Origin of the sequence: Nostoc sp. CMAA1605, from assembly GCF_021596505.1 — a bacterium.
In the GTDB taxonomy this organism is placed as follows: domain Bacteria; phylum Cyanobacteriota; class Cyanobacteriia; order Cyanobacteriales; family Nostocaceae; genus Trichormus.
This window is the reverse complement of record NZ_PJIZ01000067.1, coordinates 38,601-54,230: the sequence shown is the minus strand read 5'-3', so window position 1 is coordinate 54,230 and position 15,630 is coordinate 38,601. Positions and strand designations below refer to the sequence as shown.

Annotated in this window: 15 protein-coding genes, 1 tRNA gene and 1 riboswitch; of the genes, 6 read left to right on the top strand and 10 right to left on the bottom strand. The window is 41.3% G+C overall.

The genetic code is table 11. The features are described from left to right. Together CV014_RS20435 and CV014_RS20430 are read right to left on the bottom strand one after the other, a co-directional pair. Positions 1 to 1,293, bottom strand: a 1,293-nt coding sequence (locus tag CV014_RS20435; RefSeq protein WP_236143704.1) for an FkbM family methyltransferase, incomplete at its 3' end; no start/stop codon positions are given. A 41-nt stretch (positions 1,294 to 1,334) separates the two neighbouring features. Beyond that, positions 1,335 to 1,724, bottom strand: a complete 390-nt coding sequence (locus tag CV014_RS20430; protein WP_236143703.1) for a tetratricopeptide repeat protein — start codon at positions 1,722 to 1,724, stop codon at positions 1,335 to 1,337. 741 nt (positions 1,725 to 2,465) lie between these two features. Between CV014_RS20430 and CV014_RS20425 the strand changes: the two genes are divergently transcribed. Then, positions 2,466 to 2,684 carry a DUF4327 family protein gene (locus CV014_RS20425; protein ID WP_236143702.1) on the top strand — a complete coding sequence of 73 codons (219 nt, stop codon included), beginning with the start codon at positions 2,466 to 2,468 and terminating at the stop codon, positions 2,682 to 2,684. 92 nt (positions 2,685 to 2,776) lie between these two features. Here the strand turns inward: CV014_RS20425 and CV014_RS20420 are convergent, their stop codons facing one another. Beyond that, the gene (locus CV014_RS20420; RefSeq protein WP_236143701.1) at positions 2,777 to 4,051 is read right to left on the bottom strand and encodes an FHA domain-containing serine/threonine-protein kinase; all 1,275 of its coding nucleotides are present in this window, start codon (positions 4,049 to 4,051) and stop codon (positions 2,777 to 2,779) included. Between the two features lie 143 nt (positions 4,052 to 4,194). Then, positions 4,195 to 6,243 (bottom strand): serine/threonine phosphatase, encoded by a 2,049-nt coding sequence (locus CV014_RS20415; protein WP_236143700.1) that lies wholly within the window; start codon positions 6,241 to 6,243, stop codon positions 4,195 to 4,197. A 203-nt stretch (positions 6,244 to 6,446) separates the two neighbouring features. Here CV014_RS20415 and CV014_RS20410 point away from each other — a divergent pair, with 203 nt between their 5' ends. Continuing rightward, positions 6,447 to 6,566 (top strand): histidine kinase, encoded by a 120-nt coding sequence (locus CV014_RS20410; RefSeq protein ID WP_236143699.1) that lies wholly within the window; start codon positions 6,447 to 6,449, stop codon positions 6,564 to 6,566. Here the strand turns inward: CV014_RS20410 and CV014_RS20405 are convergent. Both CV014_RS20405 and CV014_RS20400 read right to left on the bottom strand, forming a co-directional pair. Then, positions 6,553 to 7,899, bottom strand: coding sequence for a PAS domain-containing sensor histidine kinase (locus CV014_RS20405; protein ID WP_236143698.1), 1,347 nt, complete (start codon positions 7,897 to 7,899; stop codon positions 6,553 to 6,555). The two genes, CV014_RS20410 and CV014_RS20405, sit on opposite strands and share 14 nt — an antisense overlap. 148 nt (positions 7,900 to 8,047) lie before the next feature. Continuing rightward, positions 8,048 to 8,650: an rRNA large subunit pseudouridine synthase E gene (locus CV014_RS20400; protein ID WP_236143708.1), complete on the bottom strand. Its 603-nt coding sequence runs from the start codon at positions 8,648 to 8,650 to the stop codon at positions 8,048 to 8,050. Between the two features lie 329 nt (positions 8,651 to 8,979). Beyond that, positions 8,980 to 9,076: riboswitch (TPP riboswitch) on the top strand. 7 nt (positions 9,077 to 9,083) lie between these two features. Between CV014_RS20400 and thiC the strand changes: the two genes are divergently transcribed. Then, positions 9,084 to 10,457, top strand: a complete 1,374-nt coding sequence (gene thiC, locus CV014_RS20395) for a phosphomethylpyrimidine synthase (protein WP_236143697.1) — start codon at positions 9,084 to 9,086, stop codon at positions 10,455 to 10,457. A gap of 87 nt (positions 10,458 to 10,544) precedes the next feature. Here the strand turns inward: thiC and CV014_RS20390 are convergent, their stop codons facing one another. After that, a complete protein-coding gene (locus tag CV014_RS20390; protein WP_236143696.1) occupies positions 10,545 to 10,859 on the bottom strand; it encodes a type II toxin-antitoxin system Phd/YefM family antitoxin in 315 nt (104 codons plus the stop codon). A 111-nt stretch (positions 10,860 to 10,970) separates the two neighbouring features. Further along, complete coding sequence (gene pyrE, locus CV014_RS20385; protein WP_236143695.1) at positions 10,971 to 11,591, bottom strand: orotate phosphoribosyltransferase; 621 nt, start codon at positions 11,589 to 11,591, stop codon at positions 10,971 to 10,973. 101 nt (positions 11,592 to 11,692) lie between these two features. On the opposite strand from pyrE, the gene CV014_RS20380 reads away from it, so the two are divergent. Next, on the top strand, positions 11,693 to 12,124 hold the full coding sequence (locus tag CV014_RS20380; RefSeq protein WP_236143694.1) for a hypothetical protein: 432 nt from the start codon (positions 11,693 to 11,695) through the stop codon (positions 12,122 to 12,124). A 127-nt stretch (positions 12,125 to 12,251) separates the two neighbouring features. Here CV014_RS20380 and CV014_RS20375 read toward each other — a convergent pair. Beyond that, positions 12,252 to 12,324, bottom strand: a tRNA-Ile gene (locus CV014_RS20375). Positions 12,325 to 12,528: 204 nt separating this feature from the next. Between CV014_RS20375 and CV014_RS20370 the strand changes: the two genes are divergently transcribed. Further along, the gene (locus CV014_RS20370; RefSeq protein WP_236143693.1) at positions 12,529 to 13,236 is read left to right on the top strand and encodes a hypothetical protein; all 708 of its coding nucleotides are present in this window, start codon (positions 12,529 to 12,531) and stop codon (positions 13,234 to 13,236) included. A 136-nt stretch (positions 13,237 to 13,372) separates the two neighbouring features. After that, complete coding sequence (locus CV014_RS20365; protein WP_236143692.1) at positions 13,373 to 14,719, top strand: hemolysin family protein; 1,347 nt, start codon at positions 13,373 to 13,375, stop codon at positions 14,717 to 14,719. Between the two features lie 189 nt (positions 14,720 to 14,908). Here the strand turns inward: CV014_RS20365 and queC are convergent, their stop codons facing one another. Next, entirely contained in the window at positions 14,909 to 15,583 is a 675-nt protein-coding gene (gene queC, locus CV014_RS20360) for a 7-cyano-7-deazaguanine synthase QueC (RefSeq protein WP_236143691.1), read from the bottom strand. Positions 15,584 to 15,630 lie beyond the last annotated feature (47 nt).

Sequence of the window (15,630 nt, the reverse complement as noted above, 5' to 3'; positions counted from 1 at the left end):
ACCATTTTCCGTTAAAATATCAAATGTATATTTAGCATCGCGGTTTAATCCCTCCAGCATTTTTTGTGATATTTCAAACTGGATAAAACCAATTTTCTTTTGTCTTAATAGTTCAATACTTCCCTGTAATACATCGCTTTCTGCACCTTCAACATCTATTTTTAAATAATCTATTCTGTCAATATTATTGTTTTGACAAAATGAATCTATATTTATTGCTTCTACAATTTCTGTATTCACAATAGGAACATATTTCCCAGAATCTGTAGGATATAGCATTTGTGTTAAACCAATACCATTCCACTCAGAAAACTCATCTGGAAATTCGTGAAATTCTATTTGTGTGTTATGCGAGAAAACGGCTTTCTGATATGAGTTAATGTTATGAGAATCTAAGTTTAGTAATCTTTCTTGTAGTTTATTGAATGTACGTAAAGTTGGCTCAAATGAATATACCTTTCCAGAAGCCCCTACCAACTTACTAAATAAAACTGAATAATTTCCTATATTAGCTCCTACATCAAACACTATCATTCCAGGTTTAACGAGTCTATTAACAAGATTTTGTTCAGCTATTTCATGAGCAGATAAACAAGTTTCTGGATAGTCAACTTTTTTAAAAATCGAATATCCATTCCTGATAAAACTATTTTGAATAACTAATTCATAATTTTTATCTGTCAGTAGCTCTTGATGGTTATGATAATTTTTAAAGGTTGTAATATCATCTAAAAAAATATATTTTGCACCGTAAACCTCACATAATTCGGCAATACCAGTAAATTCCGAACCATCAATTAAGACAACATCAAAATTTTCAATATTATTTTCTTGTTTGATTTTTCTGATGCCATTTCCAGAAAATCCACATTCTTTTACATAATCAATATCTTGCTCAAGCCAGCCAATAACACGATCCAATGGATAAATTTTAAGATTATTATCAGTATTGTAATAAAAATCTATAACTTGTTTTTTATCGGGAAAGCTTTCTACTGGCACAGATGATATATTATAAACTTTAACAAAATCGTCATTTTTATATCTATTTTCTAACTCCTGAAATCTAGGTTTTGATACCTCCATACAAAACAAAATAGGCTTGTTGGGATTTTGCCGCATTCCTGTAACAAAAGCTTCAGTGCTTCCTTCTCCTGAAGATGAACCAATCTCTAAAACTGTTTTAATATTTTCATTTCTAGCAATGCTCTGAATCACCGCATAGAATTCATCATTTTTAATTTCAGGAGCAATTAAGTTATTTAAGTCAGAATCAGTGATGGGATTATTCATAATTTCTAGTTTATGTAAGGTTTCTGATTATTTGAAATATTTTATTTTTCTCGTTTCTTTATATCTGCCAAAATAACTTGATAGTCTTGTCTATCAGGATGTTGCTTTACCAGTTTTTCTAATATTTCTCTTGCTCCTTTAAAATCTTTTAACTGCACACGTATTAATGACAACTTTTCTAAAGCAACTTGGTTGTTCGGTTCTCGCTGTAAAACTAATTCGTAGCCTTTCGCTTGTTCTTGTAGTGAAGGTTCAGCAGACTGAGTTGGAGTGACTTGTGGAGGATTCTGTATAGCACGTTGGATAGTTGAAACAGCCCCAAACGCTATAGAACCGAAGAAAGAAATAATTGACACTGTCGTCCAAATTCTTTTTTTTCGTTCAATCTGTCTTTTACGCGTCTCTAAATAGTCATCCCCTGATCTAGCCATGTTTGAATCTGAGTTGTGGTAAATACTGAGTTACAGCAAGCTTCTAGATAAGAGATTACCCATTACTTCACAGAAACTAACACCTCAATTAGATTTTTTTGATGCTGGTATAAAGCCAAATATTAAGATGTATGAATTTTGGGGGAAATAAAAACTTATTGATTACGGTTAATAAAATATACAAAACACAAATAGCTAATTACTTAAGTATTTACTTAGTTATCTGGTTTTTCAGGCTCAACATCAATAAAATTGATTTTGGCTAAACTTCTAGAGAAAAATTAAATATATATTAAGATTTGCCATAATGCGATAAAATCTCTGATGTTTGCGTTATTGTATATAATCGTTTGGATCTACAGAGAAAATATTCTGTCAGTGTTGTTTCAACATCTTGAATTAGCCAGTATTTTATGGGCTTGATAAAAGTTGTAAAAATTCTTGTAGATACGAAAAATAAGTCTTTACAGGCTGTTTTTCCTAGTATGCTGACTGCAAACTTGAAGGCGATCGCTCACCCCGTTTTGCATTGACTATAGTTGCTTGGCGCGGTTCAGGCTTTGTGGAGTAATTACCGTACAAAACCGAATTGACAAGCAAATTTATCGAGTTTGTTATGGTATAGTAAAAAAGTTAAGACTTGCTTTACCAAATACACTCTACGCGTTTTTGACAGTTGCAAAACGGAAAGCAGTTTTGATTAAGCATTTACCCAATAAAATTTTGAATTGAATCGAGGTTATGACTCAGCAAGTAATTCACCCAATGGTGAAATTGCAGCGTAACGTGCAATCACTCGTTGAATCCAATATTATCAAGCCAAGCGATAGCATTTGGAAAATTGCGCTGCTTTATGGAAACGATTGGCAGCATTGGAAACAGGAACTCTTAGACTTTGGTTTCACTATGCAAGATCCAATAGGGGATTTGCTAGCGGTGGAAGCATGGGATGAAGAATAGGGCATTGGGAATGGGGAATTGGGCATTGGTTATCATTCATTTTGATTTCTTATGACCTACTATTTATTTTCCAGTCCCCAATCCCCAATCCCTCACTGACAATTAGCCAAGGCTTGGGCGAGTTCTTTAGACGTTTGATAGCGATCGCGCGGTAAAGGTTCTGTGACACGCTCAATAATTTCTCTCAATTGGGGTGTGACAGTGGGGATTTGGCTAACATCGAAGCGGAAACCGCGCCCTTTTTGGCGATAAAACTTAAAGGGATTTTCGCCTGTCAGTAGAAAAATTAGTGTCGGGCCGATCGCATATAAATCGGATTGCGTCAGGGGCTGTCCCCGTTCTTGTTCTGGCGCGCAGTAACCTTCTGCACCTATGCGAGTACCTGGGGTTGTGCCAATTTCCTTGACTGCACCAAAATCTAGCACCACTATTTGATTATTGGCATTCCGCACCATCAGGTTAGCGGGTTTAATATCACGGTGAATTAATGGCGGTTCTTGAGAGTGGAGATAATCAAGAATATCGCAAGTTTGAATCATCCAGGCGATCGCTTGTTGGGGGATGACGGGGCCATAAGTATAGATGCGTTTTTCTAAATCTTGGCCGTGAACTAGTTCCATTGCCAAGTATTTCTTACCGCCTTCGACAAAAAAGTCATAATACTTAGGAATTCCCTCATGATTTAGGGATTTGAGGGTATGCGCCTCCCGATCAAATAATTCCTGAGCCTTAGCAATTTTCGCCATATCAGCATTCATTTGCTTCAGCACCAATAATTGCGGGTGTCCAGCAATCAACCCGGCTGCATCCCAAGCCAGATAGGTAGTACCCATACCTCCCTGTCCCAAAGTCCGTAAAACTTGGTAATAGCGGATAGTCTGCTGTACCGAAAGCGGTTGTCCACAATGGATACAAAATAAGTTTCCTGGGGAATTGCCCTCATGAGTGCAACTAGGTTGAGCCGCCTTTCTTTGTGAGGTGACTGGTAGAGGCAAATTTTCTGACAAACCACCTAATCCTGGTGACGGTAAATTAGGAGTTGGTGCTGCTTCCTCCTGAATTTGAAACTGTAAGATTGGCCCTCCCTGCGCTAGTTGCAGCAGGGAATTATGGGGTAATGAACTCTGAATTACTAGCACCCCATCAAGGAAAGTGCCATTTGTGCCTTTACTGATGATTTGCCATGAAGCACCATTCTTAGCAGAAGTGACTTGCCGAATTTCTAAATGATGCCTAGACACTAAACTATCAGTTAACACAACATGATTATCCGTCGCTCGACCAATCCGAATGACGGCGGAATTTTCAAAGCACCACTGTTTGATGGGCGTTTTTTGTTGCGGTTCTAGCAAAATCAGAGTAACCACAATACAACCTGGATGATATGGGGACTGGGGATTGGGGACTGGGGATTGGGGATTGGGGATTGGGGACTGGGGATTGGGGACTGGGGATTGGGGATTGGGGAAGAAAATTTCTCTTCTTCTCCCTGCCTCCTGCCCCCTGCTTCTTACTCCCTACTCCCCGTATTGGGGCGGACTTTTGCCCGGATAAGTATAGCAGTAATGTTGTCATGACCGTTGTATTGATTAGCCAAATCAATTAATGTTGTCACGCCTTGTTCTAAATTATTAGTAAAACTCAATAAAGGCAAAAGGTGGTTCTGCCAGTGAGTTTCTAGTAAATCATTATCGGAAAGACCATCTGACACCAGCACAAAAAGACTATCCTCATTAATGTGGAAAAATTCCACATCAGGATTAATTGCACTGTCATCACGCGGCCCCAATGCTTGAGTTAGTTGGTAAGCGTCTGGACGCGCGTAGGCAATACTAGCTTCTACACCTCTGCTAATTTCTCGTTGTCCCACTTCATGATCTAAAGTTAATTGTTCCAAACCCCGCTTCCGCGTCAAGCGGTAGAGGCGACTATCCCCCACATGAGCAACGGCGGCTTGATTACCTTGAATAAGTAACATTACCAAAGTAGTACCCATCCGTCCTACCCCAGAACGGGCATCTTGTTGATTTTTCTCGTAAATTACCCTGTTTGCTAAATAAACAGCTTCTCGAATCTTGCTTTCTGAGGGAAACTGATTACTATCCCAGTTTTCTTGAAAATACTGCCTGAGAGTTTGGACTGCTAGTTGACTAGCTACCTCACCACCGGCGTGTCCACCCATACCATCACAGAGAATATACAAACCTTGGGCTTGGAGAATTCGGTTTTTGGGCAAGTCTACCTTTTCGATTTTAGTCACAATGCCAAAGCAATCCTCATTATGCTGTCTTTGACGACCAACATCGGTAGAGCCAGCATCTTCTAAATTGCTTAACTGCATTGACAGTACAACAGTTGGTAAATCATCCCCTCTAGCTAAAGTATCTTCTGAATCGTCTATCTGTAAAAACGTCGGTGAAGCAGTGGGTAATACTGATTCAGCAAAAATGGGGGAAGAGCCAACTTCTAATTCTGTGGCGACATCTTGTAAACGCGATCGCAACTGTGCGATCGTCGGAATATTACCTTGCTCTAAATCTTCTAAAACTTGGATTAATGAACCAAATTGAGTACGCTGTGAACTTCTAAATAGCTGTTGCCAAACTCTACCTAAAGGTCTCAGAATAAAAGCCTCGGCTGAAAATTCCTCAAATGTTGCCGTTGTATCTGGCAATTCTGTTTCTATTGGCTGTAAATATAATCTCTGTAGTCCTAGAGTTTGGTCTTCATCCAACCGCAGATTCGATATATCTAACAAACTGTAATGACAATTCAGTGGTTCTAGCAAAGTCCACAGTTGAGTCATTTGATAACACCAGTGCAGAATCTGCAACGAACTGGTTGTTTCCTGTTTCCACGCATCTAGTAAATATTGCCAATGAGAACGGTCTTCAATCAATACAACCTGCATCTCATCATCTTCCCAAGCATCATGAATCTTGGGAATTTCTGGGTGATGGGGGGACTGTAGCGCAATGTAAGCTTCAGCAATTTTGGGAATCCCACTGATTTCATTCATAGATGCCATCACTCCCTGCTTCTGATTGGCTAATATCGCCTCAATTGGGGAAATTTGATAAGGTTGACGGTCTAAAACCCTAGTGGATACTTCCCCATTCTCAACTAATGGCGATGCCAAAAACTGATAGCGTTGTTCCTTCCCTAAATAAGTACCAATAGACAATTTGGGGGGTAAAGTCGGCGCATTATCAGGCGTTGGTTCTTGAGCATCGGGCATTGGGCATTGGGTATCGGGCATTGGGCATTGGGCATCGGGCATTGGGGATTGGGGAATATTCTCCCCTACTCCCACTACTCCCTCATCTCCTGTACTTTCCTCCTTCCCAATCCCCAATCCCCAGTCCCCAGTCCCTTCTACCCCCACAATAGCCCACCAAACAGTGCCACATTCGGCACCGCAGTTATGGCACTGTAGCAAATCTACACTCACATCGGTACTACATTGGGGACATACCTTGTGGGTTAGGGAAGTACCACATTTTTGACAGAAATTGTTACCGTTAGGATTTTCAAATTGACACTCAGGACAAATCAGCATGGTGGAAGTTCCTTAATTCCCGTTCCAAGGTGCTTCTAGCCACTAATATCCAAAGTGCCACAATCGGCCGCCCCTGCCTACAGTAGACCTACAAAAAATTGTGGTTTCACCCGTGAATTTTGGTGGCAGTATTAATTGTGACGCATATTAGCTAAATATTTCAGACATCGGCAAGGGAATTTATTAAATTTGGGGATTGGGGATTGGGGATTGGGGACTGGAAGGTAGACAAGGTAGATTTGTTTTTTATGCCCTATGCCCTATGCCCCATGCCCTATGCCCCATGCCCTATGCCCCATGCCCTATGCCCTAATGACCATTGACCACTAAAGTAAAACAAGTACGGTTTGACTGACTCTCAACAGTGATTGTTCCGCCTAATTGCTGGGTTAATTTCTGCACTAATGTCAATCCTAAGCCTGCGCCGCCTTGCTTGGTAGGATCATTGCTGGGGATGCGATAAAATTTGTCAAAAATGCGCGGTAATTCGTTGCTTGGAATCTCTACGCCGAAATTAATTACCTGGAGAAAAATTTTATTCCCTTTGAGTCCGACAGAAATAGTAATGGCTGCATCTGGAGGACTAAATTTACAAGCATTCGTGAGTAACTCTATCACTATGCGTTCTAAACTCAAGGAATTGCATCTAAGCGGTGGCAGAGGGGACGCAATTGTCAGACTGAGATTTTGCTGGCAAAGCCGAAAATGCTGCTGTTTAAATTTCTCTACTACTTGCCATAACCACTCATCAATGTGAATTGTTTCCAATAACCAAGGTTGGGAGTTGGTTTCTAGACGTTTTAAATCAAGAAAATTATTAATAAGATTTATTTCGCGATCGCACTCATTATTTAAAATTTCAAAATAGCAAGCCACTTTAGAGTTTTCTGTATTCCCTAAAAGTTGATTCTCCTTACGCAGTGCGATTCCCAACATCTGAATCGCCATTTTCATATTAGTTAAAGGTGTGCGTAATTCATGAGAAACCGCACTGATAAATTCTTCCTGTATATCTCGTTTCTTTGTTATTAATACTTCCTCTTCTAACCTCTGTTGATCGTCACTCACTAAATTGGGTATGGGACTTGATAACTCTTCCCAATTCCCAATTTCCAATTCCCCATGACCAATATAATTAGTCACATCTTCACACACCATCAAAATCACTGGGTCTTGGTAATCATCCGATATCAGTCTCCAGAGGATTTTGACCCATTTTATTGAACTATGAGGACAATCTAAGCGCACATCTGCACACTCGGACATATCCTTGCTTTTATTTGTCAATAAGTTTTTAAACTCATCAATCAATCTTGGTTGTTCCGACTGGGCAAATAATTGGAAAAATGGCTGTTTTACCAACTGTTCTGGTGTGTAACCCAGACTGCTAGCACCAAATTGGTTAATAGATAAAATTAATCCTGTGACATCTAAACTCAAACACACAGATGGAAGATGGTCATACAGCATCCCATACTGTGATAGTTTTGCTTTGTGATCAACTAACTGCTCATCCGTTTTCGTTTCTGAATCTAAGACTCCTTCAGACACACATTCCCAACAGGGAAATTTTTTAGACAAAATGTTGAGTTTGTGGTTTGGGGGAAGTGCTGTCTGACGACAATCCACTTCCCGTCTACGTTGATTCAGACTCATAGGTTTTAAACTGGTACTCCCAGGTTGACTTGGACTAATTGCTCAGAAAAAACGAAACGATACTGTTTTTAACTGCTTTTACGAAAAAATCAGTAAATCAAAAAGTTTTCTGTTTTTTCACCCTGGGAAACTTTTCAGCTTGGTATAGCTATGCTTTTTTGGATTTGACGGGTAAGTGATTGAGAAGTTTCACCTCTGATGGTGTGAGATCCCGCCATTCACCCAAAGCTAAACCATCCAAACGTAAATTAGCGATACTCACTCTAATTAAACGCAAAGTCGGAAACCCCACCGCCGCAGTCATGCGCCGCACTTGTCTGTTCTTACCCTCTGTTAACGTCATTTCTAACCAAGCGGTAGGCACATTTTTGCGAAATCTAATCGGCGGATGGCGATCGCCCACAGGTGGATCTTCTGGTAGTAAACTAACTTTGGCTGGTCTGGTGCGGTAATCTTGAATTTCTACCCCTGTTTGTAATCTGGTTATAGCATCTACATCTGGAATTCGCTCTACTTGCACCCAATAAGTTCTTTCATGGCCAAAACGCGGATGTGATAAACGATGCTGTAACCTCCCATCATTGGTTAACAGCAATAATCCCTCACTATCCCAATCTAACCGCCCCACTGGATACACATCCGGCACATTAATATAATCCTTGAGCGTTTGGTGTTTGGGGCTTTCCTGAGTAAACTGACTCAAGACACCATAGGGTTTGTGAAAAATAATGTATTTGTAGTCATTAGTCATCATTAGTCATTAGTCATTAGTCATTAGTTATTCTCTCCTGTGACTCTGCTAACTTGTCTTAGTGATGACTCGATTTTCAGCTTTTGTGATCTTGACACTCTCCGAAATTAAATTTCGGGGATTTTCAGCACCCTTCAGAAAGGCTACGTAGTATCAGTTGAGTTGGGTTTTAAATCCCCGACTGCAACTGTGTCGAATTTTAAATTTTGTAGCTTTAGCTTCCCACAGAAAATTTTGAATTTTGTAGGCGTAAGCCTTCCCGTAGGGTATTTTGAATTTTGAATTGTTAACCCCCTTGTTCCCAACCCCAAGCAAAATGGTAGAATCAACATCCATGCTAGGGGTGCTTGCACTAACAGGCTGAGATTACACCCTTAACACCTGAGTCTGGATAATACCAGCGAAGGGAAGCTGTTTATTGAGGAAATTTCATATGCGGAAAGAATGGGTTGCTAAACGGCGTGGACAAAGCAATGTAACTCAAATGCACTACGCACGTCAGGGTGTCATCACCGAAGAAATGCACTACGTCGCCCAAAGAGAAAATCTACCTGCTGACTTAATTCGTGAGGAAGTAGCACGGGGACGGATGATTATCCCCGCTAATATTAATCACACTAATCTAGAGCCAATGTGTATTGGCATCGCCTCCAAGTGCAAGGTAAATGCTAATATCGGTGCTTCACCCAATTCTTCCAATCTGCAAGAAGAAGTTGATAAGCTCAATTTGGCGGTAAAATACGGTGCTGATACCGTCATGGACTTGTCCACAGGTGGCGGTAACTTAGATGAAATTCGTACCGCCATCATTAACGCCTCACCCGTTCCCATTGGTACAGTCCCCGTCTACCAAGCTTTAGAAAGTGTCCACGGGAAAATTGAGAATCTCACACCAGACGATTTTCTCCACATCATCGAGAAACACGCCCAACAAGGGGTAGACTATCAAACCATCCACGCCGGAATTTTGATTGAACATTTACCCTTGGTGAGAAGCCGCATTACTGGAATTGTTTCCCGTGGTGGCGGTATCTTGGCGCGGTGGATGTTACATCACCACAAGCAAAACCCCCTCTACACCCATTTCCGCGACATTATTGAAATTTTCAAAACATATGATGTCTCCTTCAGTTTAGGGGACTCTCTGCGCCCCGGCTGTACCCATGACGCATCTGACGCAGCCCAGTTAGCAGAACTCAAAACCCTCGGACAACTGACACGCAAAGCCTGGGAACATGATGTACAAGTCATGGTAGAAGGGCCAGGACACGTCCCAATGAATCAAATTGAGTTTAATGTCAAAAAGCAGATGGAAGAGTGTTCTGAAGCTCCTTTCTATGTGCTGGGTCCATTGGTTACAGACATTGCTCCTGGTTATGACCATATCACTTCTGCGATCGGTGCAGCAATGGCTGGCTGGTATGGTACTGCTATGCTGTGCTACGTGACACCCAAAGAACACTTAGGATTACCCAACGCAGAAGATGTTCGCAATGGTTTAATTGCTTACAAAATAGCAGCCCACGCCGCCGACATCGCCAGACACCGCCCAGGCGCAAGGGATAGAGACGATGAACTCTCTAAAGCCCGTTATAACTTCGACTGGAATCGTCAGTTTGAATTAGCACTCGACCCTGAAAGGGCTAAAGAATACCATGATGAAACTTTACCAGCAGATATTTATAAAACTGCTGAGTTTTGTTCTATGTGCGGGCCAAAATTCTGTCCTATGCAGACCAAAGTCGATGCTGATGCGTTAACTGAACTAGAGAAATTCTTGGCAAAAGAGACTGTGACATCAGCTTAATTAATCTGATGTGATGGATAAAAAAAAGCCTGCGATCGCAGGCTTTTCTATGAAGAATATTTATAATATTGAATCGAAAAATAAAATCTAACTAGCCATGTCAATATTGCTACTATTTTCATCTTCATTTAGCTCAAATCTTGCATACAATTCACTAACAGATTGAGGCATGACAGTTTTTAATTTTGCTCGTTGTAAAGCTGTGAATAGACGCGCCGAATTAGCAGGAAAGCGCAGTAAATAAAGTGTTTCCAGTAAGCTTTGTAATTCAGTTTCAGCAATTAGAACAACATTATTACCATCCGGTCTGCTAATTTTTACTACTTCACTATTTTCAATAACATTACTACAAATATTTTCCAGATTTTTAGCGGCTTCTGCTATAGGACTCTCAATTGACATAATAATTGCAAACTCCACGCTAATTTTTAAATTTCAAAAATATTCCTCAATTTACAACTGTATTCGCAGCTTTATCTTGGGAGAGTCGCTAGGCGACCCTAAATTTCCCAATTAACTAGCTAATTCCCGATACCGTTCTTGAATGTCCTGAATGGTATAAACTGCCTCAAACCGTAAACCCAAGGACTGGTAAAATTCTGCGCCTCCTTGTTGTCTGTCTACTAATGAAATTACCTCATTGACTACATAGCCAGCAGCCCTCAGTCGGTCAACAGCCTTCATTGCTGATTGTCCAGTGGTGACGACATCTTCTAACACCACCACTTTTGCACCTTCAACTAAATTTGGCCCTTCAATATATGCTTTGGTTCCGTGACCTTTAGCTTCTTTACGAATAATCAAAGCGGGAATTGGTTGATTTTCATAGGCGGAAACTACACTCACGGCTGTCACAATGGGATCAGCTCCCAGTGTTAAACCTGCTACAGCTTGAGTATCTGAAGGTAGCAAAGATAAGAGAATACGCCCAATAGCTAAAGCACCTTGGGGATGGAGTGTTACCTGTTTACCATTAATGTAGTAAGAACTGGGTTGTCCTGAAGAGAGGACGAAATCACCCTCTTGATAGGCAAGTTGGCAAAATAAATCCAGTAGATTTTGACGTAGAGTGGCAATATCAGCACTAGCCGCCCACATATCCGATTCAGTAAGGGTTTCAGTAGAATACGTCATTACAAAACAGTGAAAGTTATGCTACACCAAAGGGTGAACTCATGAGAGTTCTGAACTTAAGCATAAGTTAAGTTTTGCCCAAAAATTGAGGAGCAACCAAGATGGGTATCAAATTTAAGTCCATTAGTGGATTATTAGTGATTTTAGCTACTGGTATTGTTATGCCTGCGATCGCTCATGCTGAAGAAGTACCCAATTATGAAAGTACGAGTGATACGTTTGAGCGTGCTTATTTCCGCCATGATCGCAACTTTTATCAAAATAACACTCCCAAGCGTCAGTTAGACTCATTATTAGGTATTGGTTCTAGTCCTCGTGACTCTTTTGCAGATAATGAAATCACTAGTGATGCAGAGTTGGTCAACACCCTTTATCACGATGTCCTCACACAACAGGCTATGAATGACCCTTATCTGCGGACACCTGATTTACCAAATCCTTACAATACATCAATACTGATGTCCCCTCGCTTGAATGCCAACAAGTTCAGAACCGGAACAGAATTCCGTTTCGATACTTCCCTATCTCGATAAAAGAGGAGTGCTGAGTGCTGAGTGCTGAGTGCTGAGTGTTAAACGCTGCACTACCGCTAACAGCACCGGCTAAACGCCACGCTACGGCTAACACAACTTAATACCTACAACTCAGCACTCATTAGAATCCAGGGTGCAGGAGTTGAACCTGCCTTGGGCGAATTATGAGTTCGCTGCCTCAACCGCTCGGCCAACCCTGGTTAGAATTAGATTGTATCCTATGTTTGGGTGATCTGTACAATCCTCAACATACTTGTTGACTTTTATATTACACAATTTATTTGTGCCACAGAGCGAACTATGATTATTTAAGTTATCTTAAAGTTTTCGGCATATAGGTTTAACACTCTTAATATACTCCAGCTAATATAGACCAGCATGATTTTGATAGTAGCTGATTAGCAATGAAAATAAATTCTACTGTAATTCTTACTCTAATTTTGTTAATCCTGATGTTGGGGTCGGGTTCTGTCAGTGCCTTTTTAGGATTTAACTTGGGCAGTTCGGCTCTCAAAGGTGTCACCACGCCAGATGGTCGTCCCACTAGCAAATTTGCCAGTGCTAAGTCCAATAGCTCCCAATCAGGAGAAGTGACCCTTTTAAAAGAGGAAGACATTCTCAAAACCGTCAAAGCACGAATTGAGGGGAAAGCTAAGGCTGCTCAATCAGATAAGTTAGCAGAAGACGACGAAGACATTGACGAAAATAAGCAGCAACAAAAGGAAAAAACCCAGAAAGTAGTCGAAGAAAAACCACAACCAGGCTTTCCCAAAACATCTGAAAGTGAAGGTGTAACCTTTGCGGTGCAATCTGCACGCTATTCCGGCGGTGATTTACTCCTGAAAGTGAAAATGCAAAATCAAGGTGCAGATTCTGTGCGTTTTTTGTATAGTTTCCTAGATGTCACTGACGATAAAGGCAGAACCCTCAGTGCTAGTACAGAGGGATTACCCCCAGAATTACCCGCTAATGGCTCATCATTTTCGGGTACTATCAGTATCCCAACAGCTTTACTGGATGATGTGAAGAAAGTATCTCTATCCCTCACAGACTATCCTGATCAGAAATTAAAGTTAGAGGTAGCAAATATTCCAGTCGATAAAAAGGACTAGATGAAGAGGCAGAGGAGCAGGGGGCAGAAAGTAGAGGGCAGGGGGCAGGGGGCAGGGGGAAATTTCCTATGCCCAATGCCCTATTCCCCATTCCCTATTCCCCATTCCCTATTTAGTAAGCGTATGAGCTGTGACGGTGAATGAATTTCCTAATTTGAGCTTGACTGATGTGGGATTGCGGTTATTGTCAGTATTACTACTGATAGTAATTAACGCCTTTTTTGTCACGGCAGAATTTTCTATGGTGACTGTGCGTCGATCGCGAATTCATCAGTTAGTAGAGTCTGGTGATATTCCGGCGATCGCAGTCGAAGCACTACAGCGTAATATTAACCGACTCCTATCAACAACTCAGTTGGGAATTACCCTTTCTAGCCTGGCTTTGGGGTGGATTGGAGAAAGTTCAATTGTGGTGGTTATTGGTTCATGGCTGCAAAATTTGCCCTTAACCGCCAAAATTAGCCATGCGATCGCCCATTCCCTAGCAATTCCTATTGCTTTTTTCTTAATTGCCTATCTGCAAATAGTCTTAGGAGAATTGTGTCCTAAATCAGTAGCAATGCTGCACTCTGAGCAGTTGGCGCGATTTTTAGGGCCTTTAGTCAAAGCGATTATCCGTTTTTTCAGTCCCTTTCTTTGGATTCTCAATCAATCTACTAGTTATTTGTTACGGCTATTTGGCATCAACTATACAGGACAAGGTTGGCGACCCCCCGTCACACCTGAAGAATTACAGTTAATTATCTCCACAGAACGAGAATCTACTGGCTTAGAAACCACTGAAAGAGAGCTACTCAATAATGTGTTTGAATTTGGTGATGTCACAGCCCAAGATGTTATGACTCCCCGTACTAGCATCGTCGCCTTATCTAAAGACGCTACTTTTGAGAACCTGCTGCAAGAGATGATTTCTACCGGACATTCCCGCTATCCCATTCTTGGGGAATCCCTAGACGATATGCGAGGAATTGTTTACTTTCGAGATTTAGCCAAACCCCTCGCCACCGGACAACTCACTTTAGACAGCCATATTCAAGCCTGGATGCGTCCCATTCGGTTTGTACCAGAAATTACCCCACTTAGCGAACTCTTGCCCATGATGCAGGCAGAAAAGCCAGCTATGGTCATAGTTGTAGATGAATTTGGCGGCACAGTCGGACTTTTGACTATTCAAGATGTAATTGCGGAAATTATTGGTGATGTGGGTGCATCTCCTAACAGTAACGACTTACTGTTTGAGATGATTGACCCCCAAACATTTTTAGTTCAAGCCCAGGTGAACTTAGAAGACCTCAACGAAGTTTTACACCTCAACTTACCTCTCGCCAAAGAATATCAGACCCTAGCTGGATTTTTACTTTACCAATTGCAGAAAATGCCCAGCATCGGTGAAATTTGCCGCTATGAAAATCTAGAATTCACAATTGTTTCCGTAGAAGGGCCACGCCTGCATCAGATTCAACTGCGACGTTTGGGGGAGTAAGCTGTTAAGCATATAAGAAAGCACATTGAGGCCGCAGAGGGGCAGGGGGCAGGGAGCAGGGGAGAGGGTTTACAGCTTTTGTCAGTATGAAAATGATGCAATTTAAATGACGATTAGCTTAAGAAGGCAAAAGGCAAAAGGCAAAAGGTATAAATAAGAGAATCTTTTACTTTTTTACTTTTTCCTTTTTTAAGCATAGGGTAGTGGGTCTTCTAGCCCTAATTCAGCGAAAGCAGCTAATCTCAAGCGACAAGAATCACAAACACCGCAGGCGACATCAGCACCGGCGTAACATGACCAAGTTAATTCCCAGGGTACTCCTAATGTGTTCCCAAGTTGGATGATTTCGGTTTTTTTCAGTTCTAGCAGGGGAGCAATAATTTTAATCGGTTCTCCTTCCCGCCCTTGTTTAGTTCCCAGTCGAAAAACTTCTTGCATCGCTTGGATATAATCAGGGCGACAGTCAGGATATCCTGAGTAATCTAGGGCATTGACTCCGATATAAACTCGCTGGGCGGCGATCGCTTCTGCATAGGCTAGGGCAAAACTTAAAAAAATTGTATTCCGTGCAGGTACGTAGGTGACAGGAATATTTTCTGACATTTCACTCAAAGAACGGGCTTGAGGTAGAGCGATCGCATCATCAGTTAAGGCTGAACCACCCCACTGTCTTAAATCAAAGTTCACTACCTGATGTTGTGCAACTCCGGCATTTTGCGCCACACGTAACGCTGAATTTAACTCGCGCCGATGTCGCTGTTGATAATCAAAGGACATCGAGTAACACTCACAGCCATCAGCCTTTGCGTGGTAAAGAATTGTAGAAGAATCTAATCCCCCAGACAACAAAATTACAGCTTTCATTTTCGTCGCAAATTTTCCTTGTAAATCACCAAATCCACATCGCTCTT